The 20,915-nt window shown below is 66.5% G+C and carries 20 protein-coding genes and 2 tRNA genes; 5 read left to right on the forward strand and 17 right to left on the reverse strand.

Annotated elements, in window-relative coordinates; translation table 11 throughout:
- Window positions 1-2: 2 nt before the first annotated feature.
- From AACX88_RS03600 to AACX88_RS03620, 5 genes are all read right to left on the reverse strand, one after another.
- Window positions 3-254, reverse strand: coding sequence for a hypothetical protein (locus tag AACX88_RS03600; protein WP_339391736.1), 252 nt, complete (start codon window positions 252-254; stop codon window positions 3-5).
- A gap of 184 nt (window positions 255-438) precedes the next feature.
- A complete protein-coding gene (locus AACX88_RS03605) occupies window positions 439-1,125 on the reverse strand; it encodes a hypothetical protein (protein WP_339391737.1) in 687 nt (228 codons plus the stop codon).
- Between the two features lie 80 nt (window positions 1,126-1,205).
- Window positions 1,206-1,279, reverse strand: a tRNA-Ile gene (locus tag AACX88_RS03610).
- A 73-nt stretch (window positions 1,280-1,352) separates the two neighbouring features.
- Window positions 1,353-2,609 (reverse strand): EAL domain-containing protein, encoded by a 1,257-nt coding sequence (locus AACX88_RS03615; protein WP_339391738.1) that lies wholly within the window; start codon window positions 2,607-2,609, stop codon window positions 1,353-1,355.
- A gap of 87 nt (window positions 2,610-2,696) precedes the next feature.
- The gene (locus AACX88_RS03620; protein WP_339391739.1) at window positions 2,697-4,217 is read right to left on the reverse strand and encodes an MFS transporter; all 1,521 of its coding nucleotides are present in this window, start codon (window positions 4,215-4,217) and stop codon (window positions 2,697-2,699) included.
- A 187-nt stretch (window positions 4,218-4,404) separates the two neighbouring features.
- On the opposite strand from AACX88_RS03620, the gene AACX88_RS03625 reads away from it, so the two are divergent.
- Window positions 4,405-5,322: a CPBP family intramembrane glutamic endopeptidase gene (locus AACX88_RS03625; RefSeq protein WP_339391740.1), complete on the forward strand. Its 918-nt coding sequence runs from the start codon at window positions 4,405-4,407 to the stop codon at window positions 5,320-5,322.
- A gap of 14 nt (window positions 5,323-5,336) precedes the next feature.
- Here the strand turns inward: AACX88_RS03625 and AACX88_RS03630 are convergent, their stop codons facing one another.
- Window positions 5,337-6,389, reverse strand: coding sequence for an LLM class flavin-dependent oxidoreductase (locus tag AACX88_RS03630; protein WP_339391976.1), 1,053 nt, complete (start codon window positions 6,387-6,389; stop codon window positions 5,337-5,339).
- Between the two features lie 294 nt (window positions 6,390-6,683).
- Entirely contained in the window at window positions 6,684-7,361 is a 678-nt protein-coding gene (locus AACX88_RS03635) for a DUF2637 domain-containing protein (protein WP_339391741.1), read from the reverse strand.
- 434 nt (window positions 7,362-7,795) lie between these two features.
- Between AACX88_RS03635 and AACX88_RS03640 the strand changes: the two genes are divergently transcribed.
- Complete coding sequence (locus tag AACX88_RS03640) at window positions 7,796-8,194, forward strand: hypothetical protein (RefSeq protein WP_339391742.1); 399 nt, start codon at window positions 7,796-7,798, stop codon at window positions 8,192-8,194.
- A 780-nt stretch (window positions 8,195-8,974) separates the two neighbouring features.
- Here AACX88_RS03640 and AACX88_RS03645 read toward each other — a convergent pair.
- Entirely contained in the window at window positions 8,975-9,400 is a 426-nt protein-coding gene (locus AACX88_RS03645) for a hypothetical protein (RefSeq protein WP_339391743.1), read from the reverse strand.
- 275 nt (window positions 9,401-9,675) lie between these two features.
- On the opposite strand from AACX88_RS03645, the gene AACX88_RS03650 reads away from it, so the two are divergent.
- Entirely contained in the window at window positions 9,676-9,984 is a 309-nt protein-coding gene (locus tag AACX88_RS03650; RefSeq protein WP_339391744.1) for a site-specific integrase, read from the forward strand.
- Between the two features lie 275 nt (window positions 9,985-10,259).
- Here the strand turns inward: AACX88_RS03650 and AACX88_RS03655 are convergent.
- A tRNA-Asn gene (locus tag AACX88_RS03655) sits at window positions 10,260-10,332 on the reverse strand.
- A 224-nt stretch (window positions 10,333-10,556) separates the two neighbouring features.
- Here AACX88_RS03655 and AACX88_RS03660 point away from each other — a divergent pair.
- Window positions 10,557-11,468, forward strand: coding sequence for a DMT family transporter (locus tag AACX88_RS03660; RefSeq protein ID WP_339391745.1), 912 nt, complete (start codon window positions 10,557-10,559; stop codon window positions 11,466-11,468).
- A 42-nt stretch (window positions 11,469-11,510) separates the two neighbouring features.
- Window positions 11,511-12,683, forward strand: coding sequence for a glycosyltransferase (locus AACX88_RS03665; RefSeq protein ID WP_339391977.1), 1,173 nt, complete (start codon window positions 11,511-11,513; stop codon window positions 12,681-12,683).
- A 118-nt stretch (window positions 12,684-12,801) separates the two neighbouring features.
- Here the strand turns inward: AACX88_RS03665 and gluQRS are convergent, their stop codons facing one another.
- From gluQRS to AACX88_RS03705, 8 genes are all read right to left on the reverse strand, one after another.
- A complete protein-coding gene (gene gluQRS, locus AACX88_RS03670) occupies window positions 12,802-13,776 on the reverse strand; it encodes a tRNA glutamyl-Q(34) synthetase GluQRS (protein WP_339391746.1) in 975 nt (324 codons plus the stop codon).
- Window positions 13,773-14,087, reverse strand: coding sequence for a GNAT family N-acetyltransferase (locus AACX88_RS03675; RefSeq protein WP_339391747.1), 315 nt, complete (start codon window positions 14,085-14,087; stop codon window positions 13,773-13,775). The genes gluQRS and AACX88_RS03675 overlap by 4 nt, the downstream gene beginning before the upstream one ends.
- Before the next feature lie 13 nt (window positions 14,088-14,100).
- The gene (locus AACX88_RS03680) at window positions 14,101-14,943 is read right to left on the reverse strand and encodes an amino acid ABC transporter permease (protein ID WP_339391748.1); all 843 of its coding nucleotides are present in this window, start codon (window positions 14,941-14,943) and stop codon (window positions 14,101-14,103) included.
- Window positions 14,940-15,602: an amino acid ABC transporter permease gene (locus AACX88_RS03685; protein ID WP_339391749.1), complete on the reverse strand. Its 663-nt coding sequence runs from the start codon at window positions 15,600-15,602 to the stop codon at window positions 14,940-14,942. Before AACX88_RS03685 ends, AACX88_RS03680 begins: the two co-directional genes overlap by 4 nt.
- 68 nt (window positions 15,603-15,670) lie before the next feature.
- Window positions 15,671-16,570: a transporter substrate-binding domain-containing protein gene (locus AACX88_RS03690; RefSeq protein WP_339391750.1), complete on the reverse strand. Its 900-nt coding sequence runs from the start codon at window positions 16,568-16,570 to the stop codon at window positions 15,671-15,673.
- A gap of 41 nt (window positions 16,571-16,611) precedes the next feature.
- Window positions 16,612-17,340, reverse strand: coding sequence for an amino acid ABC transporter ATP-binding protein (locus AACX88_RS03695; RefSeq protein WP_339391978.1), 729 nt, complete (start codon window positions 17,338-17,340; stop codon window positions 16,612-16,614).
- A gap of 99 nt (window positions 17,341-17,439) precedes the next feature.
- Window positions 17,440-19,125: an AMP-binding protein gene (locus AACX88_RS03700; RefSeq protein WP_339391751.1), complete on the reverse strand. Its 1,686-nt coding sequence runs from the start codon at window positions 19,123-19,125 to the stop codon at window positions 17,440-17,442.
- 29 nt (window positions 19,126-19,154) lie between these two features.
- A complete protein-coding gene (locus AACX88_RS03705; RefSeq protein ID WP_339391752.1) occupies window positions 19,155-20,867 on the reverse strand; it encodes an ABC transporter permease in 1,713 nt (570 codons plus the stop codon).
- Between the last annotated feature and the right edge of the window lie 48 nt (window positions 20,868-20,915).

The following is a 20,915-nucleotide window of genomic DNA, read 5'->3' on the forward strand; positions in this document are numbered from 1 at the left end:
TCTCACCGTCCCGACGAATGGCTCCTGACCGCCAGCACGATCCCGGTTCCGGCCGCGACGAGTGCGGCGATTCCCGCGATGGGGAAGATCACCTCGGCGGGACCGCCGTACACGTTCGCGTCGCGCTCCATGCCTGCGATGGTGCCGGTCGCAACGGCAATGCCGAACAGCGGGACGAAGACTGCCAGAGCAATATAGGATCCCAGTCGTGTTCTGGTCAATGGAGATCTGCTTTCAATCAGGAATGAGGGCAACTACAGGGGTCTATTCGAGACGGACAGTTGGACCCAAAGCGTCGACTGTCCTCACTCATCGCTTCGAGTTGCCTCGCTGGCCGGTATCGTTTGACAATCTTCACATCTGAAGAGCTGAGCCCAAGGTGGGGTGCAGAGCATCTAGCTTCACGCACCCCACGGCCTGGGTGTATCGCTCGGCGGGTCAGTGGATGAGGATCTGCGTCGCCGTCGTCGACTGCCACTTCATCGTCGTCACGAGCTGGGATTCGTACATCGAGACGCACCCGGCAGTCTTCATCGAGGCGGTATTGGCGTGGAGGAAGATCGCTGAGCCCTTCCCCGGCGTGCGTGCCTCGTTGTAGCCGATGACCTGTGCATACTTGTAGGGCTTCGGCTGGTAGAGCGCCTCGCCCCGGTAGCCCTTCGACTTCCGCTGCATCGTGTTGTAGCCGCCCTTCTTCGTCGCCTTGCCGTCGACCCACACATGATCGCGGGTGACCTTCGTCCACGACTTCCGCAACCCCGGGTTCGACGCGGTTCCGAAGCCGTTGCGCATCCAGAAGACGCCTTTCGGCGTCTTGCCGTCGCCTTCGCGCTTGTTCGCCGTGGTCCCGGCGTAGCCGAGTCTCGCGCCGTAAGGTCCCTTGTCCCGGATGTAGCGCTTGCCGGACTTGCGGCACAGGTAGACGTCGGCTTTGAGCGTCGAGCGCTGCTTGACCTCGATGACCTTGGCAGCGGTGACCGCACGGTTCTTCTCGACACCGGTGCAGTAGGCGGTCTTCGCCGAGGCGGGAGCCTCACCGGGCAACGGTGCGAGGCCCAGTCCCGCTCCGAGGGCGAGGGCCGAGGCGGTGCCGGCGAGGCGTTTCAGGGCAGTGGGGATCGGCACAGAGGTCTCCTGGGAGCGGGGATGGGGATGGCGCACGAGCAGCTGCAGGCAACGGCGGGGACCGCGACCAGAGCAGACAGTGCCCCCGGTCGGACTTGAACCGACGACCAAAGAATTATGAGTTCCCTGCTCTGACCAGCTGAGCTACGGGGGCGAGCCGAAACCAGAGTAGCACCGGAGGTCGTCTGCCTCCGATTCCGGTCGGATCGCGTCCCGGTGGCGGGGGCTCAGCCCGCCGAGGTGGTCGGGGAGATCCGGGTGAGCACGCTCCGGGCCGCATCGACGCACGTGTAGCGCTCGGTGGTGATGTAGACGTCGTACTCTGTCTGGCCGTCGCTGCCCGGATCGTTGCGCTTCGAGGCCGCGACGAGTCCCGACCAGTCGGGTCCGACGACAACTACGCCGTGTTCCTTGCGCATCGGGTCGGAGGCGTCGACGACTCCCCCGCGCACTCCGGGCACGGGCGGGACCGTGAAGCCACCGGAGATCATCGCGGTGAGTCCGACGGTGTCGCGGATGCGCTCGTAGCGGTCGTAGGTGGCCTGGGAGAACGTCGTCTCCTCACCGAAGACGCCGAGCGTGATCGTCGCAGCCCCCGAGGCCAGTGCCCGCTCTTCCAGGGCGGCGATCTGGGCGATGAGCAGTTCGCGGTTCATCACCAGGGGTTCGCGGCGCAGGCCCTGCGCGATCGAGTACGGGGTGCCGAGCGCCGGCAGATTCCGCGAATGATGATCGGCGAGCCCGTCCTCGACGGGCGGCGCCACAGGTGCGGGTTCCCGGGTGGCCCGCCCGAAGTACGGACCCGACATGAACCGGGCGCCGAGCGCCTGCACCCGGTCGAGGTCGTCCTCGGTCGTCACCCCCTCGGCGAGGATGACGGCACCCGTGCGTTCGAGGTGAGCGTGGAGGAGACGGTTGAGTTCGGCGAGCTGAGCGTTGCACTCGACGGTGAGGACATCGGGATGGAGGCCGACGACGGAGGGGTTGACGAGCGGCACGAAGGACGTGCTGCGCAGGTCGGGACCGACCGAGGACATGCCGACCCCCCAGCCCATCGACCTCGCCTGCCGGACAGAGCGGAGCACCGAGGCCGGCGACGAGGACACCCGGGAGGCGTCGAGTTGGAGGATGACAGATCGGTCGGGTTCAGCCGTGCGGTCCTCGAGGGTCGCGAACGACTCCTCCTCCGCGTGGAGGAAGAGGCGGTTGGCGTTGGGCAGTCCGGCCGCCTCGGCGGTGCGCAGTGCGGTGGCCCGCAGTGAGGCGTCGATGTCGCCGATCATGTCCGAGGCGTGCATGGCCTCGCGCAGATTCTCCGATTCCGCATGCCCGAGAGCGGGGTCGCCGACAGGGGCCTGGAGCACCTGGTAGCCGATGGTGTCGAAGGTGAACGAGTCGACCACGGGTGCGAAGTAGGTTTCGATCCCTCCGGACCGCACCAGCTCCTCGAGATCAAGGTCCTGGTCGTTCGCCGTCTGGGCCACCGTCTGTCCTTCCCTGTGGGTTCGTGCGTTCACAGTCTTCCACAACGGCACACCGACGTTTGTCTGAATTCGGTAACATTATTCCGCTCAGAGCTGAGGCCCGCGACCTCTCCTGACCTCGGCGATCCCGACGATCCCCGCTACGGAGACGACAACGGCGATTGCTCCGAAAGCGGTGACGAGACCGAGGTCCCACCCGCTGACGGCGACGACGGCGAAGGCGAGGGCGGTGATGATCGCCAGGCCCATCGAGGTGCCGATGCGCTGCCCCGTCTGCAGCACTCCGCCGGCGGATCCCGCGTACTTCAGCGGGACCTCCTGGAGGGTGAGCGTCTGGTTGGGGCTGATGACCATGCCCTGGGCGAGGCCGACGAAGCTGAGGGTGAGCAGCAGCCACCATTCGCTGCCGATGCCCCGGGAGAGCAGTCCGACCACGAGGGCGGAGGAGACCAGGCCGAACAGGCAGGTGACGATGCCCCAGACGACGAGTTTGCGCCCGAACTGGAAGACGAAGCGTCCCGAGACGTCGGCGGAGACGGCTGAGAGCAGGGCGGCGGGCAGACCGATGAGGCCGGCAGCCAGGGCGGTGTGTCCGAGCCCGCGCTGCATGTACATGGCCACGAGCACCCACACGCTCGTCACACCCATGAAGTAGAGGGCGATGATGATCGAACCGCTGCTGAAGCTCCGGATCGAGAAGAGATCGAGATCGACCATGGGGAACCGGCCGCGTGCGGCGTACGCGCGCTCCCACCGGGTCCACCACCAGATGACGCCGAGGCCGATCGGCAGCGCCGCCCAGACGAACCAGCCAACGGACGATTCGACGAAGGGCAGGAGGACGAGGAGGACGCCGAGTCCGAGGAGGATCACTCCGACCGGGTCGAGGTCGTGACGGTGGCGTCTGGCCGGGTCAGCGTCTCCCGCCGAGGCGGCGGCCGCCTCGGCGTCGGGACCGGGATCCGTCCCCCGCTCCCCCGCGGCCGCTGCCGCATCCTCGTCGGCGGGATCGGGGTCGGCTCCGGCGACGGGATGCCAGGCGGTCTGCGGCAGCCAGGTCTTGGCGAAGATCGCGGCGAGGATCGCGAAGGGGACGTTGACGAGGAACGAGGCGCGCCAGCCGAGGTCGTCGCCGAAGACGGCGATGAAGACGCCGCCGAGCACGGGTCCGATGGCCACGGACAGCCCGACGATCGTGCCCATGAGTCCGAAGGCGCGGCCGCGCTGGGGACCTTGGAAGTACTGCTGGAGGAGGCCGACGACCTGCGGGTTGAGCAGGCCGGAGCCGAAGCCCATGAACACGCGGGCGATGTTGAGGGTGAGCGGTTCGGGGGCGAGTCCGGCGACGAGGGAGGAGACACCGAAGAGGCTGACGCCGAGGATGAAGAGCTGCGCGCGGCCGAAGACGTCGCCGGCGCGACCGGCGGCGACGAGGACGACGCCGAAGGACAGGGCATAGCCGGTGAGCACCCACTGCAGCGCCGAGGTCGACGCGCCGAGGTCGGCGGCGATCGCGGAGAGGACGACGTTGATGATCGACACCGACAGCAGGGACATGAAGAGCGGGACGAGGGCGACGAGGAGGATCCGCTTCTGCACCTGAGTCATTCCGCCGCCTGCCGCCATTCCCTCACCTCTCGTCGTCATCGCAGGCGCGACATCGTCGTCGGCCCTGCTCTGGCGATGATAGTCCCTGATAGGAAGTACGGCGGGACGTGACCGATGGTTGACCGTCAACCCGCCCTGTGGCATCGTGATGCCACCCACTGCCGGGACCAGCCCCGAGGAGGCCATCATGAGCACGGCAGTTCAACCGGTGTCATTTCCCGAGCGGATGCGGGCTGCGCGCAGACCGACCGGCCCGATCCTCGGCATCGTCGTCGTCAGCGTCGTCTTCCTGCTCGCGCAGCTGCCGACCCTGCCGTTCGTCTCCCTCGGTGAGGGCACGGCGATGTCATTGACCCAACAGGCGATCCTCACCGGCAGCTTCGCGATCGGCGCGCTCCTCATCTTCGCCTGGGTACGGTGGAAGGAGGGGCGGCGGATCGGCACCCTCGGGTTCTCACGCCACGGGGCGCTGCTGCGGATCGGCCGCGGCGCGCTCATCGGGATCGTCATGATCTCCGTCGTTGCCCTCGTCAACGCCGTCTCAGGCAGCGCGAGCATCGGCGCCCTCGACGGGTCGGCCGTGGGGCCCGCGCTCATCCTCCTCCTCGGCTTCGCCGTCCAGGGCAGCACCGAGGAGCTCTACGCACGCGGGTACCTGGTCCAGGCGGTGGCCTGGAAATGGGGACTCGTCGCCGCGTTCGTCATCCAGACGATCTGGTTCACCCTGCTTCACGGCGCGAACGGAGGCATCACCATCATTCCGGTGCTCAACCTCGCCCTCGTCGCCGTGTTCCTCGGGTGCTGGTCGTTGGCCGAGGGCGGCCTGTGGGGCGTGTGTGCGTTCCACGCCCTGTGGAACTGGGGTCAGGGCAACCTGTGGGGCGCGAACGTCTCGAACATGGAGGTCTCGACCTCCATGTTCTCCTTCGACCCCGCACCTCGGGCGAGCGAACTGCTCACGGGAGGCGGCTTCGGGTTCGAAGGCAGCATCATCTCAAGCATCGTGCTCGCGATCGGCACTGTCGTCGCGTTCTTCGCCTGGAGGCGCAACCGCCGACGGGATGCCGAGCGCCGGACAGCGACGGGCACTCAGGACCAAGCCTGAGTGCCCGCGGCGACTCACACCGGGTAGCCGGTGACCGGGCCCTCCCAGTTCGGCTTCCACCCGAGGGCGGGAGCGACGTGCTCGGCGAAGGACTGGAGCACGTGGAGGTTGTAGTCGACGCCGATCTGGCTGGGGATCGTGAGCATCACGGTGTCCGCGGCCTCGATCGCCGGATCGGCCTTGAGCTGCTCGATGAGCACATCCGGTGCCGCGGCATAGGTCTTGCCGAAGGTCGAGCGGGTGTCGTCGATGATGCCGATCTGGTCGCTGTCCTCCCGGGAGCGGCGGCCGAAGTAGAGGTCGTCGAGGTCCGTGGTGATCGGGAAGATGCTGCGGCTCACCGACACCCGCGGGGTCCAGTCGTGTCCGGCTTCCTTCCAGGCGTCGCGGAACTTGTCGATCTGCGCCCGCTGGAGGTCGCCGAAGGAGTCGCCGGTGGCCTCGGTGAGCAGGGTCGAGCTCATGAGGTTGACGCCCTGCTCGGCCGCCCACTCCCCTGTCGCCGCCGTGCCGGCTCCCCACCAGATGCGCTTGTCGAGGCCCGGAGCGTAAGGTTCGATCGCCAGCCGCGCGCCGGGACCGAACTGCGCCGGATCGGCCGGGGCGACCTTGTCGCCGCGCACCGCGTCCATGAACTTCCCGAACTTCGCGCGGGCGATCGTCGCACCCTTGGCGTCGTCGGCGTCGAGGTAGCCGAACGACTCCCAGCCCCGTTCGGCCGGCTCCGGTGATCCCCGGCTGATGCCGATCGCCACCCGGCCGTCGGAGAGGAGATCGAGGGCCGCCGATTCCTCGGCGAGGTAGAGGGGGTTCTCATATCGCATGTCGATGACGCCGGTGCCGACCTCGATGTTCTTCGTGCGGGCGGCGATCGCGCTGAGCAGCGGCATGGGCGAAGCGGCCTGCTTCGCGAAGTGGTGGACACGGAAGTATGCGCCGTTGACGCCGATCTCGTCGGCGCCGACACCGATCTCCACGGCTTGTTGGAGTGCTTCCTTCGCGCCGTACTCTCCGGGGGCGGTGCCGGGGCCGTAGTGGCCGAAACTGAGGAATCCGAATGCCTTCATACTCACGACAACCGGGTCGGGCCATCAGTTATTCCGTCAAGTGAGAGTGGGGTGCCGATCACCAGGAACGATGAGCTGGGACGACGACGGTGCCACGACTGAATGCGTGTCTGCCTCGGGAACGACGAAGGCCCCGTCGCGGACGACGGGGCCTTCTCCTGCTCCCCCGGCTGGGCTCGAACCAGCGACCCTTCGATTAACAGCGGCAAAAGGTATGTTCCCTGGTGAGAGAGGTGCGAATTGGGTCCGACTTCGAACAATACGTGATTGGTCATCATCTCGAATCATCAAGAATCACGTATCCTCACGGGGAAACTTCACAAGAACGACACGTCTCGCCCTCAACCTGCTTTTGTGAATATCCGCTGGACTGCCGACTTCGACACCCCCGAGTTCGTGAGCAATCTGCCGCTGTGTCATCGACCGAGCCGCCGATGCCAGCACTTGGGTCGAATCAGGGCGGCCCCGTTGGCGTCGCGGTGCATCGAGACGATCGTTCGAGCCTGGACTCGGCGGGGAGCCGACGGCGCTCCTGACGCGTTCGCGCTCGGCACGGCGCCTGGCCGCCACCGAACCGTGGGGCGGAGCCACAACGACAGAGACGGCCGTGTGAGTGACGATGAAGCACGCGACCGGCATGAGACCCGCAATCCCAGCGCCGGCGACCACCGATGCCGTTGTCATCGCCGTCGATGCACCGTCGGAGAGCGCATGGGTGGCATTGGTAACCGTCGACACCGCAGTGAATAGTCCGACCGCTGCCCACGAAAGGCGCGAATTCGCACCGCGAGCACGAGTGACCACCGCGGCCACGGTGAACACGAGGATGGACAGGCCGACGACGAGCGGAACGGCCGACCTCAGCACAGGCGGTGCTCCGGCCCATCCTGCCGCCGAGATGAGCCCGTTGAAGGACACTGCGAACGACGCGAGAGCAACGAGCACTGCAAGGATCAGTGCCCAGAGTGCCATCTCCGGCAATTCAGGACCCAGGCACCACATGGTCTATCACTTCAGCGAGTTCTCGCCCTGACTGAGGTTGCGCCGTCCAACGACCACGATCTGCCCTCCGGATCTCAGAACAACTGCCTACCCTGGGCCTGGGATGAGGGTGTGTCACCGAGATGGAGTCGGTGACGAGTACCTCGAACGGTGAGGTGCGAGGCCGATCGGTCTCGAGACGCCGGCAGGCGCACCAATCGATGATCCGGTCGATGTCACGGATACGCTGAGGCAGCGGCGACGACTGCGCGCGGACGATCTCCCGGCGTGCCGACCGGCGGAGTCGGTTCGTCCCTGACCGCGATCGTCACGGCCGCCGTATTCGAGCGCCCGACCTCACCCCGGAGCAGCAGAGGGCACGTGGGCTCGAGGTCGAACGCCCAAGCGGCATCCGCGAGGCCTGCGTGGTCGACGAATCCGTTTCGCCGGCCCGGAGGATGGAGTCGTTCACTGACGAGGTGTTTGCCGCATTCGAACCTGCGCCGCTGCAGGTACTCATCGGTGCGCCCACACCCCGTCTCCGGGACCTCGATCTCAAACGGATTCCGCACAGGCGCCGAGCGAAGGTGCACGCCGATCTCGACCGGCCACTGGGCTGGCTGTCGCCGAAGGCCGATGGCTCCCCTGGCACGATCCGCACCGAGATCGAATCTGGCCGCATTGTCGGCAAAAGGGCCGACCACGCCACCGACTTCTTCTCTCGTAAGTCGCCGTCAGAAGGGACGTCGCAGGCGACCGAAGACTCGTCGCACGTGTCGGTCGGCGTGTCCAAGTTACTCTTCGACTGTATTCACGAGAAGTGATCGGACGCGCGCAACGCCCGCTACTGCCCATCGCCTGGACACTGCCGTCGACGAACGGCGACGGGTTAGCACGACGCCCGTTCGGCACACGACGATTGCCACGAGCGACCTCATCGAGCTGCTGGCAGCCGAGGGTGCGACGTGGGATGAGGTCGCTGACGCAATCAACTTCGATCCCGATGCCGTCGCCGTCTGTCGCGGGTTCGGCGATGCTGGTTTCGGCGACCGGAAGGCGCGGGCGCACCTCCGTTGGATACTTCGGCACTAGACACGTGTCCACGGCGACCACACTGAGTTCTCGTCATCTCGAACCATGGGAATACGTGAACCAAGCCGGACGGGTTCTTCTGTCGGTGACTCCCGCTGATGAAGCAGACTTACATGCGGAGTCTGCGAGCCATCCACTACCCGCGACACGCAGCGAATGGAGTTGGGCGCGTCCGCCGAGGTTGATCTAAGTCGGGGAGCCACCCACCTCGCACGAGGTGGGTGGCTCCCTATCCATACTTTTCCAGCGAGTCATCGTCTGCGCTTACGAGAACTTCGGGTAATCAGCAGCGCGCCAAGAACCAGGGGTACGAACGCCGCCCCGCTAATGTACATAGCGGCTGGTTGGCTCTCGTTGACAAAAACGACCATCGTCAGGCTCACCCAGAAGAGCGCAAACGAACTGAGCACGATCCAGGTTGACATTCGAGTGCGAGACCTATCAGAGGGGGCGAACATACGGCTCCTTCCGTTGTACACAGGACGAGTCTACAGCTCTTGCGTAAAGTTGATTCAAACACACTTAGTGCTCGTCAACGCACCGTTCCAGTCCGCTTCAACGCGCAGCTTCTTGTTCCCCGAGCAAATACCCTTATCCGCAATATAGGGAGCAACAAAAGCTGCGATGACGCCGGCAACCGCGCCGGCAACAGGATTGATCTTACCGATAATCGCAAGAGCAGCCGCTGCTCCACCGCCCTTAATCGCCTTTTGGTCAGTCTGGTTGAATTCAAGCCATATGCCCCGGCCGTTCTTCAGCACGCCGCCCGTGACGTAAGGCTGAATCCCCGACACTTCATTAGAAATGATGAACTTTGACCCAGACGGAAGAGTGTATTCCGTTGCCTTGTCCCCGTTCGGGGCTGTCACCTGCTTTGACGGAAGATCGGATTTCTTCAGCCCATCCCGCAGATCTCCCACCGTAACGTCATTGGCCACAGCCTCAGACTGCGACGGCGGCACCATCAGCCGCATCCCCCGGTCAGAGATATGTCCGCCCTACTGGCGGCGAGAGGCCCGGATCGGCGTGTCCGCAAGAACGCCTCGACCCGGGAGCTGAATGACCAGCTCACCGACGGACATGTGGACCACCTTCTCGATGTCGCCTCCGCACCGAACATGTGCGTCAATCCAACTCATTCAGAGAGCGCGGCATCGCCGACATACTCTATATCGCCGCGACGAACGGTCCTCGAATCCGCGAAAGTGCCCCGGTGCGCTGGACCGACATCGACTTCGCAGCCAACACCATCAGCTGCGTCGGGGAGCTGGTTCGCCACAAGGGCGAAAGACTGATCTGGGAATACTTCGAAAAGAGCGACCTCTCAGCCCGCACCATCCCGCTGCCGGACGGTCTTGTGACCATCTTCCGGGCGAGGAAGGATGCACTCGAGCGACTCATCCCCGGAGGCGAGGCCACCGAAGCACAGCAGCCATTTGTCTTCACCTCGGCACGTGTAACGGACCTCGATCCGGAGTACGCCATCAAGGCTGTCAGGAACGTCATGGACTTCCAGGCCTGATCTGGGCAACGAACCACACGTTGCGAAGAACGGTGGAGAACGGGCTTTCTCGCGCAAGGGGCTAACCCGATCGATATCGAACGCGTCACGGGCCATACCAAGGCCGTCGGGCACGCAGCCTATTGGGATCGGAAGTCCGTCCCCGTCGGTGCACTCAAGGGGTTCAAAACGCACGCGAGGCCAGAGGTGCAGAAATGGGAAAGCTACACGTAAGCGACACTTTCGCGATCACAGAACGACGAAGGCCCCGTCGCGGACGACGGGGCCTTCTCCTGCTCCCCCGGCTGGGCTCGAACCAGCGACCCTTCGATTAACAGTCGAATGCTCTGCCAACTGAGCTACGGAGGAAGGTGGCAGTGACCTGCGCACGAGAAAACAGCATAGCAAAGGTCCGACCACCCCGGCAAAACGAGGGCGTGTGCGTTGGCTCACACGCACGCAACCGACCTCCGGGTTGCCCCACCTCGGCGGGATGGGAATCCGCACAATCGCCCGAATCTGAGGGTCTTCTCGGCTACCGCGCGGTACGATCGGTGGAGACCCCGAACCCATCCCCGACGGAAGCAGCACACGTGACGATAGTGGCCATCGCCCTCGCCGTTCTGGCAGCCGTGGCCCTCGCGTTCGGGGCCCTCTACCAGCATGACGCGGTGGCCGATCAGGACAACTCCCACAACGGCCTGAGCTGGGACCACTTCAAAGAACTGCTGGGCAACCGGAAATGGCTGCTCGGACTCTTCATCTTAGGGCTCGGCACCCTGGGCAACTTCCTCGCCCTCGCGCTCGCCCCCGTCATGGTCGTCCAGCCGATCGGCGCGTTCTCCCTCATCGTCTCCGTCCTCCTCGGCGTCCGCTACCGAGGACTCAAGGTCAACCGCCGCCTCGTCCAGTCCGTCGTCTGGTGCACCCTAGGCGTGACCGTCTTCGTCGCGCTCTCCGCGACGACGGCGCGGACGCAGGTCCACCTCGGCGCCGATGCCATGCCCCTGGTGTGGATCACCGGGATCATCGTCGTCATCGGCCTGGTCATCATGATCTTCTTCAAGCATGCGCCCCAGCTCGTGCTCATCACCGCCGCCGGCCTGCTCTTCGCATGCGTGGCGACCAACGCCCACCTCGTCAGCGTCCAATTCCTGCGGGCCGGCATCGAGAACGTCACGTGGCAGAACGTCGTCGCCCTCATCGCCGCCGCCGCCTTGGGCTCGTGGTACGTCCAGAACGCGTATGCGGCCGGCCCGCCGGAGATGGTCATCGCCGGGCTCACCGTCGTCGACCCGATCGCCGCGGTCATCCTCGGCTCCGTCGTCCTCGGCGAAGCGAAGGAAGCCCCCTTGTGGCTCATCATCGTCATCACGATCACAGGATTGGTCGCGTGTCTCGGGGTCGTTGTATTGTCTCGGTATCATCCCGATGTCCGAGACCGCGAGAACGCCCGCCGCGACGCCCGCAGAACAGACCAGCTGACCGACACCGAGGAGTGTTGAACCCTGTCCGCACAATCTCCCACCCCCGCACGCCGCATCCTCATCCCCACCGAGACCTACGCCCCTGAGGTCAACGGAGCGGCGAAGTTCGCCGAACGACTGGCAGCGGGACTCGCCGCTCGCGGCAACGACGTCCACGTCGCGTGCCCCTCGGCCACCGGCACCCCCTCGGTCTCCGTCGAGAACGGCGTCACCGTCCACCGGCTGACCTCCCACCGCTGGATGCTCCATCCGACGTGGACGATCTGCATGCCGTGGGAGACGAAGCCGGAGATCGCCCGCCTCCTCGACACCCTGCGCCCCGACATCGTCCACACCCAGGCGCACTTCGTCATCGGCCGCTACGCGTTCTCCGAATCGATCCGCCGCGGCATCCCCGTCATCGCCACCAACCACTTCATGCCCGAGAACGTCCGGCCCTACCTGCGCGCGCCCAAGCCCCTCATCGACGGCGGCACGGCCCTGGCCTGGTGGGACCTGCGGAAGAAGTTCCAGTCCGCGGACTTCATCACGGTGCCCACGCAGCTCGCCGCCGACCTGCTCACGCAGAACGGCTTCACCTCCCCCATCCGGGCGGTCTCGTGCGGCATCGACCTCGAACGCTTCTCCCACCTCCAGGACGAGGAGCACGCGCCGGGCCTCGGTGACGGCGACGCCCCACGGGTGCTCTTCGTCGGTCGCCTCTCGGCGGAGAAGCACGCCGACGACATCGTCCGCGCCGTCGCGAAGACCGACCCGGCGCTCGGCCTCGAGGCCGACATCGTCGGCGGCGGCGATCAGGAGGAGCTGCTCAAGGCGCTCGCCGCCGAACTCGGCATCGCCGACCGCATCCACGTCCTCGGGAAGGTCAGCGACACCGAGCTCATGGACGCCTACGCCCGGTGCACGTTCTTCTGCATGCCCTCGACCGCCGAACTCCAGTCGATCGCCACGCTCGAGGCGCTGGCCTCCCGCAAACCCGTCGTCCTCGCCGATGCGGTGGCCCTGCCGCACCTCGTGCGCGACGGCGTCAACGGCTACCTCTTCCCGCCGCGCGACATCGACGCCCTCGCCGACCGGTTCACCCGGATCTGCACGCAGACGGATGCCGAACGCGCGGCCATGTCCAAGGCGTCCCTCGACGTCGTCGCCGTCCACGACATCGAGTACACCCTCGACACGTTCGAATCGATCTACGCCGAGGTCATCGCCGGCGCCGTCGACTCCGCCGCCTGAGCGGTCTGACTCAGGGCCGCCGCCCGAAAGGCAGAGCTCAGGGCCGCCGCCCGAGAGGCAGGGCTCAGGGCCGCCGCCCGAGGGGCAGGGCTCAGGGCCGCCGCTCAAGAGGCACGGCTCAGGCGCTCGGTGCAATGCCGTCGGCGAACGTCGAGGCGTCCGCGGCTGTCGGTGGGAGGAACACGCTCGGCTCCCGTCGCAGCAATGCGAAGTCGACACCGTCGACGAGGTCGTCGATCGTCGCCCACGGACGGTCCCCGAGTCCCACTCCCCCGTCGCTGCCGAGCGACCGCCACACCCACGCGTAGATATCCGCCGTGTTCCAGCCGAGCGCGGCGAGCTCGTCGACGGTGACAGCGCCGTCGCGTTTGGCCAGCCTCGCCCCGGATTCGCCGAGGACGAGCGGGACATGCAGCCACGACTGCTCCGCGGCGCCCAGCAGTTCGCCGAGGTGGGCCTGCCGGGGTGCCGACGACGCGAGGTCGTCGCCCCGGACCACCTCGTCGATGCCGCTGGCCGCGTCGTCGACGACGACGGTGAGGTTGTAGGCGTAGACGCCGTCCCCGCGGCGCAGCACGAAGTCATCGACCGGGGCCGTGATCGTCCCGAGCAGACCGTCGGCGACGGTGATCTCCGTGTTCTCCGTGCGCAGGCGCAGCGCCGGCTGCCTGCCTGCGGCGACGAGCTCGGCACGCCTGCGGACACGCTCTGCCTCGCCGAGGCTGCGGCAGGTTCCCGGGTACGCCCCGGGCGGCGCATGGGGTGCAGAGGGGGCCTGTTGGATGTCCCGGCGCGAGCAGTAGCACTCGTAGACGAGTCCCGCCGCGGACAACGACTCGATGGCCGCGGCGTAGCGGTCGAGGCGCTGCGATTGGACGAGGGGCTCCTCGTCGGGGACGACGCCGAGGTCGGCGAAGACCCTCAGCTGCGACGCGGCCGCACCGGCCCGCACCCGGTCGAGGTCCTCGATGCGCCAGAGGAAACGCCTGCCGGTCTGCCTGGCCCGCGCGTACGCGAGCAGACCGGTGCGGATGTTGCCGATGTGGAGGTCACCGCTGGGGCTGGGAGCGAATCGGCCGGCCGGTCCGCTCACTTCGCCGACACGAGGTCGGCGTACTGCGGGAAGCGTTCGAGATAGTCCTGAACGTACGTGCACTGCGGCACGATCGTCCCGCCCTCGGCCCGGATCTCGTTGAGCGCGAGGGTGACGAGGGTGCGGGCGAAGCCGCGCCGGGAGTACTCCTCGGAGATGATCGTGTGCTGGAGTTCGAGCGCACCGGACTCGGTCTGCCGGTAGGCGAGGAATCCGATGAACGCCTCATCCTCGGCGCTGAAGAGCTCGAAGCGGTCCCGGTCGCGGTTGCGTCGCATCGTCACCGGAGTGGCACTGAGTTCGGGTTCCATCCTCACGTCCTCATCATCGCACGGGTGCCGTCGTCAGTCCTTCGCCCTCGACGTCGGCTGTGGTCTTGCGCTGCAGCCGGCGTTCGAGCCACCGTGCGAAGCCGGCGACGATCATGTTGATGACGATGAACAGCGCGGCCCCGACGATGAACGTCGGCAGGAGGTTATTGTACTCACGGCCGATGAGGTTGACCTGGTAGAGCAGGTCCTGATAGGTGACGATGAAGCCGAGCGCCGAGTCCTTGAGGAGGACGACGATCTGGGCGATGATCGTCGGCATCATGGCCCGCAGCGCCTGCGGCATGAGGACGAGGCTCATCACCTGCCCCGGGCGCAGGCCGATCGCCATCGCAGCCTCCCGCTGGCCCTTGGGTACGGCGAGGATGCCGGCGCGGATGATCTCGGCGAGCACCATCCCGTTGTAGAGGGTCAGGCCGATGACGACGGACCAGAAGGGACCGATCGTGTTGCCGAAGAGGAGGAACGTCGCGAAGATGAGCAGGAGCACGGGCACGCCGCGGAAGAACTCGAGGACGATCGTCGCGGGCACCGAGATGATGCGCTTCGAGGAAAGGCGCAGAAGGGCGAAGACGACACCGACGGCCAGAGCGAGCACCGAGGCGACCGCGGCGACCTTGAGGGTCGCGAGCATGCCCTCGAGGAGGACGAGCTGGATCTGCGTGAACGTGAACGGATACCACTTCTCGGGTTCGAGCTGACCCGCCTCGGCGAACTTCCAGATGATGAACGCGATGAGGGCGGCGAGCACGATCGTCGAGACGATCGAGAGGATGACGTTGTTGCGGCGGGCCTTGGGGCCGGGCGCGTCGAAGAGGACCTCTGTCGGTGCGCTCATCGCAGGATCACCAGCTTCCGCTCGAGGTAGTCGAAGATTCTTCCGAGGATGAGGGCGAGGACGAGGTACGCGCAGGCGGTGCCGAAGAGGATCGGGATGACGAGGTCGCCGCGCAGCTCGATCGCGTTGCGCATCGCGGAGATGAGTTCGCGGTTGTTGAACGCCGAGGCGATCGACGTGTTCTTGAGCATCGCGATGACGACGCTGCCCAGCGGCGGGATGACGGTGCGGAACGCCTGCGGAAGGATGACCTCTGTCAGCGTCTGGTTGAACGTCAGCCCGATCGCCCGGGCGGCCTCGGCCTGCCCGACGGGGATGGTCTGGATGCCGGCTTTGAGCGTCTCGGCGACGAAGCACGCGGTGTACGCGGTGAGCGCGAGGGTCGCGTAGACGAAGGAGTTGAACGAACTCGAATCGCCGAAGCGGACGTCGAGGAAGGGCAGCCCGAACGCGCAGAAGAACATCACCAGGGTCAGCGGGGTGTTGCGGACGATGTTGATGTACGTCGAGGCGGCGATCCGCAGCACCGGGGTCGGTGAGACCCGCATCGCGGCGAGGATCGTGCCGAGCACGAGGGAGCCGACGAGGGCGACGGTGAAGAGCTTGACCGTGCCCCAGACGCCGGAGCCGAAGAGCTCGAGAAGCTGGACGAAATCCATCCCGGGTTCCTTAATCGATGCGAGGGCACCGCGTGGTGCCCTCGCATCGCATCAGTGTGCGGACTCGGTCAGTAACGGTCGACCTCGGGCATCTTCACGCCTTCGGACGAACCGAGGGTGTATTCGAAGCCCTTCTTCCAGTCGCCGTCCGACATGCTCTTCTCCACCGCATCGTTGACGGCGTTGCGCAGGGCGGTGTCGCCCTTGGGCAGGCCGATGCCGTACGGCTCCTCGGAGAACGGCTTGCCGACGACCTTGAGTTCGCCCTCGTTCTGCGCAGCGTAGCCGCGGAGGATCGCATCATCGGTCGTCACCGCGTCGACAGCACCCGACTGGAGGTCGGTCACGCACTTCGAGTAGGTGTCGTAGGTGACGAGTTCGGCGTCCTTGTACTCGTCCTGGATGCGCTGGGCCGGGGTCGATCCGTCGACGGAGCAGACCTTCTTGCCCGCGAGGTCCTCGGGACCGGCGATGTCGGAGTCGGCCTTGACGAGCAGGTCCTGACCGGCGACGTAGTACGGTCCGGCGAAGTCGACGACCTTCTTGCGCTCATCGTTGATCGTGTAGGTCGCGATGACCATGTCGACGGTGCCCTGCTGGAGGAAGGGCTCACGGTTGGCCGAGACGGTCTCGACGAAGTCGAGCTGGTCCGGGGTGAAGCCGAGCTGGCCGCCGACCATCTTCGCGATCTCGATGTCGAAGCCCTCGGGGACATCGGACCCGGCCTTGACGTTGCCGAGGCCCGGCTGGTCGAACTTGACGCCGACCTTGAGCTTGCCGGCGTCCTTCGCCGCCTGCCAGGTCTTCGAGTCCTTGACGTCGGCGCTGTCATTGACCGGGTACTCCGGGGCCGCCGCCTGGGACCCGCCGCCTTCGGCGGGAGCATCGGGGGTGCCGCCCTGGCCGCAGCCGGAGAGGGCGAGCAGCCCGACCGCGACGGCGGCGATTGAGACTCTGAGCTTCTTCATGGTTTCTCCTTGTGAGTGTCGTGCAGAACCAGGTGGTCGGATCAGTTGGTGAGGATCTTCGAGAGGAAGTCCTTGGCGCGGGAGCTCTGCGGGTTGGTGAAGAACTCGTCAGGATCGGCGACCTCGACGATCTCCCCGTCGGCCATGAAGACGACGCGGTTGCCGGCTTTGCGGGCGAAGCCCATCTCGTGGGTGACGACGACCATCGTCATCCCCTCCTTCGCGAGTTCGACCATGACGTCGAGGACTTCGTTGATCATCTCCGGGTCGAGCGCCGAGGTGGGTTCGTCGAAGAGCATGACCTTCGGCTTCATCGCCAGGGCCCGGGCGATCGCGACACGCTGCTGCTGACCGCCGGAGAGCTGGGCGGGGTACTTGTCGGCCTGGTGGGCGACGCCGACGCGTTCGAGCAGAGCCATCGCCTGCTTGTCCGCGTCGGACTTCTTCAGCTTGCGCACCTTGATCGGACCGAGCGTCACGTTCTCGAGGATCGTCTTGTGGGCGAAGAGGTTGAACGACTGGAAGACCATGCCGACGTCGGAACGCAGCTGCGCGAGCGCAGCGCCTTCGGCCGGCAGCTCCTTGCCGTCGATCGTGATCGAGCCCGAGGTGATCGTCTCGAGCCGATTGATCGTCCGGCACAGGGTCGATTTGCCCGAACCGGAGGGACCGATGACGACGACGACCTCACCCTCGTGGATGTCGAGGTTGATGTGCTTCAGCGCATGGAAGTCGCCGTAGTGCTTCTCGACGTCCGTCATCGAGACCAACGGCTGTGATTCAGCTCTCATGTGCACTGATCTTAATGAATGACCAGCTCACATGAGAAACCCTGGGTGTTCACAGGAGAACTGAGATGAACTTGTGACCTAGCTCGCGCTGACGATCCGTTCGCCCTCCTCGCGGAGTTCGACCTTGCGGATCTTGCCGGAGACGGTCATCGGGAACGACTCGCGGACCTCGACGTAGCGGGGGATCTTGAAGTGGGCGAGACGTCCCGCGGCGAACTCCTTCACCTCGGCGGCGGTGAGTGTGTCGAATCCGTCCTTGAGGATGACCCAGGCCATGAGCTCCTCACCGTACTTCTCGTCCGGGACGCCGATGACCTGGACGTCGCTGATCGCCGGATGCTGGTAGAGGAACTCCTCGATCTCACGCGGGTAGACGTTCTCCCCGCCGCGGATGACCATGTCCTTGATGCGACCGGAGATGTCGACGTAGCCGTCCTCGTCCATGATCGCCAGATCACCGGTGTGCATCCACCGGGCCGCGTCGATCGCCTCGGCGGTCTTGTCCGGCTCCTCCCAGTACCCGAGCATGACGGAGTACCCCCGGGTGCACAGTTCGCCTTTCTGCCCCCGCGGCATGGTGAGCCCTGTGACAGGGTCGACGATCTTCACCTCGACGTGCGGCATGACCCGCCCCACGGTCTGAGTGCGGGCCTCGAGCGAGTCGTCGACACGGGTCATCGTCGACACCGGTGAGGTCTCGGTCATCCCGTAGCAGATGGCGACCTCGGACATGTTCATGTCGTCGATGACCCGGCGCATGACCTCGACCGGGCACGGGGATCCGGCCATCACCCCGGTGCGCAGGGTGGAGAGGTCGTAGGCGGAGAAGTCCGGGAGTCCGAGTTCGGCGATGAACATCGTCGGCACGCCGTAGAGGGAGGTCGCCTGCTCCGCGGCGACGGCCTCGAGGCTCGCGGCCGGATCGAAGCCGGGTGAGGGCAGGATGACCGAGGCACCGTGGCTGAGCGCTGCGAGATTGCCGATGACCATGCCGAAGCAGTGGTAGTAGGGCACGGGCAGGACGACGGCGTCGGCGGGGCTGTAGCCGAGGAGTTCGCCGATGAAGAACCCGTTGTTGAGGATGTTGTGGTGGGAGAGCGTCACCCCTTTGGGGAAGCCGGTCGTCCCCGAGGTGTACTGGATGTTGATCGGTTCGTCCGCGGAGAGTTCGGCGGCGGCCTGCTCGAGGCGGACGGCGTACTTCGCTCCGTCGTCGTCGAGCAGCGCCCGCCCCTGGGCGAGGAGGCCGGAGAAGGTTTCGCGCTCCCCCAGCGCGACGTCGCCGACGAGTGCCTCGGGCACCGTGTCGAGGAAGATGAGTTGGAGACCGGGCACCGCGGCGGCGACCTCGGTGGCCAGGGCGTGGAAGTCCGAGTGGGGTGGGGCGAGGATCTGGGAGATGAGCAGGGTCATACCGGACTGCTTGACGACGTATTCGAGTTCGTGGGCGCGGTAGGCGGGATTGACGTTGACGAGGATCGCGCCGATCTTCGCCGTCGCGTACTGGACGAGGGCCCATTCCCCGACGTTCTGGGCCCAGATGCCCACCCGGTCGCCTTTGCGCACGCCGCGGTCGAGGAAGGCAGCGGCCAGCGCGTCGGTGTCGTCGTCGAACTCTCCGTACGTCCACCGCCGATCCGAGCCCCGGTCGACGAGCGCGATGTGCTCGCGGTGTTCGGCGGCGTTGCGGCGGATGTTCGCTGCGATCGTCTCCCCGCGCAGCGGTGCCTGCGAGGGTCCGGAGGAATAGGAGAGTTCGGCCACGTCGGTGTGCTCCTTCGAATCGGGGGCGATCAGCCCTGCTGTGATCTACTGCACAGTATGCCGTGGGCGTCCGTCTCGCAAAAGCTGCGGAGGAAATCCTCGGCCCCATCCGCCTCGGCGGGTGGGATCTCCGCGACGGGCGCGGTGAGGACAGCAGATCCTGCGTCGATGAGGACGAGCGTGTCGGCCAGCGCGGTGACGTCCGCGGGATCGTGCGTGATGAGGATCGCGCTGCGATCGGCCAGCACTTCGGCGAGCACCCGGCGGGTGCCGACCCTGACGTCGACGTCGAGGGCGGCGAGGGGTTCGTCGAGGAGGAGCAGCGTGGGGTCGACGACGAGAGCCCTGGCCAGGGCGATCCGGGCGGCCTGGCCCCCGGAGACGGCGTCGGGGCGACGGTGCGCGCACTCCCCCACGCCGAGGCGGTCGAGCATTGCCGCGGCCTGTGCGCGGGCGCTCTCGCGCGGGAGTCCGCGGGCGCGCAGACCGAAGGCGACGTTGTCGAGGACACTCAGGTGAGGGAAGAGGAGGGGGTGCTGACTGAGGTGGACGATGCCGCGGGCGTGGACGGGCGGCCACAGTCCCGCAGCGACGTCGAAGACGGTCCGGTCCCCGATGCGCAGGGTTCCGGACTCGGCCGGCAGCGCCCCGGTGAGGATCTCGAACATGCTCGACTTCCCGGCGCCGTTGCGGCCGATGACCGCTGTCGTCGTGCCGACCGGGATGTCGAGGTCGAGGGCGATGCCGCGTGCGGATTCGGTCGCCTGCAGGCTGATCGTGTCGGTGGCGTTTCGACCGATCGCGCTGGCGTTCGCACCCCTGTCGTGGACACGGTCGAGGACGCGTGTGGGCCCGAAACCATCGGCAGCGTCTCCGTCGTCAGTGTCTCCGGCGGCAGGGGCGACGGACCCGTCGACGGCCTCAGCGCTCCCGCGAACTGCGCGCAGCCTCGGCGCATGGGGTGAGCGGTAGGCGAGGACGATGATGAGGAGGGCGACGACGATGAGGAGGAGGGACAGCGCGATCGCCGACTGCGGGTCGGATTCGCGGACGAGGTAGATCTGCAGCGGCATCGTCCGGGTCACTCCGGACAGGGAGCCGGCGAAGGTCAGGGTCGCCCCGAACTCGCCGAGGGAGCGGGCGAAGCAGAGCACGGTGCCGGTCATGATGCCGGGGACGAGCATGGGCACGGTGACGGTGAAGAACACTCTCGTCGGGGTCGCTCCGAGCTCGGCGGCGGCAAGCTCCCAGCGCTGTCCGCGGGCGGCGACCGCGGTCTCGATCGACATGACCATGAAGGGCAGTGAGACGAAGATCTGGGCGACGACGACGGCGGCGGTCGTGTACGCGAGCCCGAGCCCCGCCTCGGTGAGCAGGCGGCCGAGGTAGGCCGAGCGCCCCCACGTGTAGAGCAGGGCGAGACCGCTGACGACCGGGGGCAGGACGAGCGGCAGGAGAATGAGGGTGCGCACGAGGCGCTGACCGCGGAAGCGGGTGGTCGCGAGCAGGTATCCCAGCGGGAAGCCGATGATGAGGCTGATGAGCGCAGCGATCGTCGCGGTGAGCAGGGACAGTCCCATCGCCAGCAGGGATTCGGGGGCGGTGATGACCTCGCCGAGGCGGCCCGGATCGATCCGCAAGAGGATCCCGATTATCGGCACGAGGAGGAACGCGGCGCCGAGCGCCGCAGGGATCCACAGCCAGGCCGGAGCCCCGGTCGGGCGGCGCAGGGGTCCTGGCATCAGCGGCTCCGGGCTGCGGCGCAGGGGTCGGCAGAGATCATCCACCCA

Origin of the sequence: Brevibacterium metallidurans (assembly GCF_037101285.1) — a bacterium.
Lineage (GTDB): Bacteria > Actinomycetota > Actinomycetes > Actinomycetales > Brevibacteriaceae > Brevibacterium > Brevibacterium metallidurans.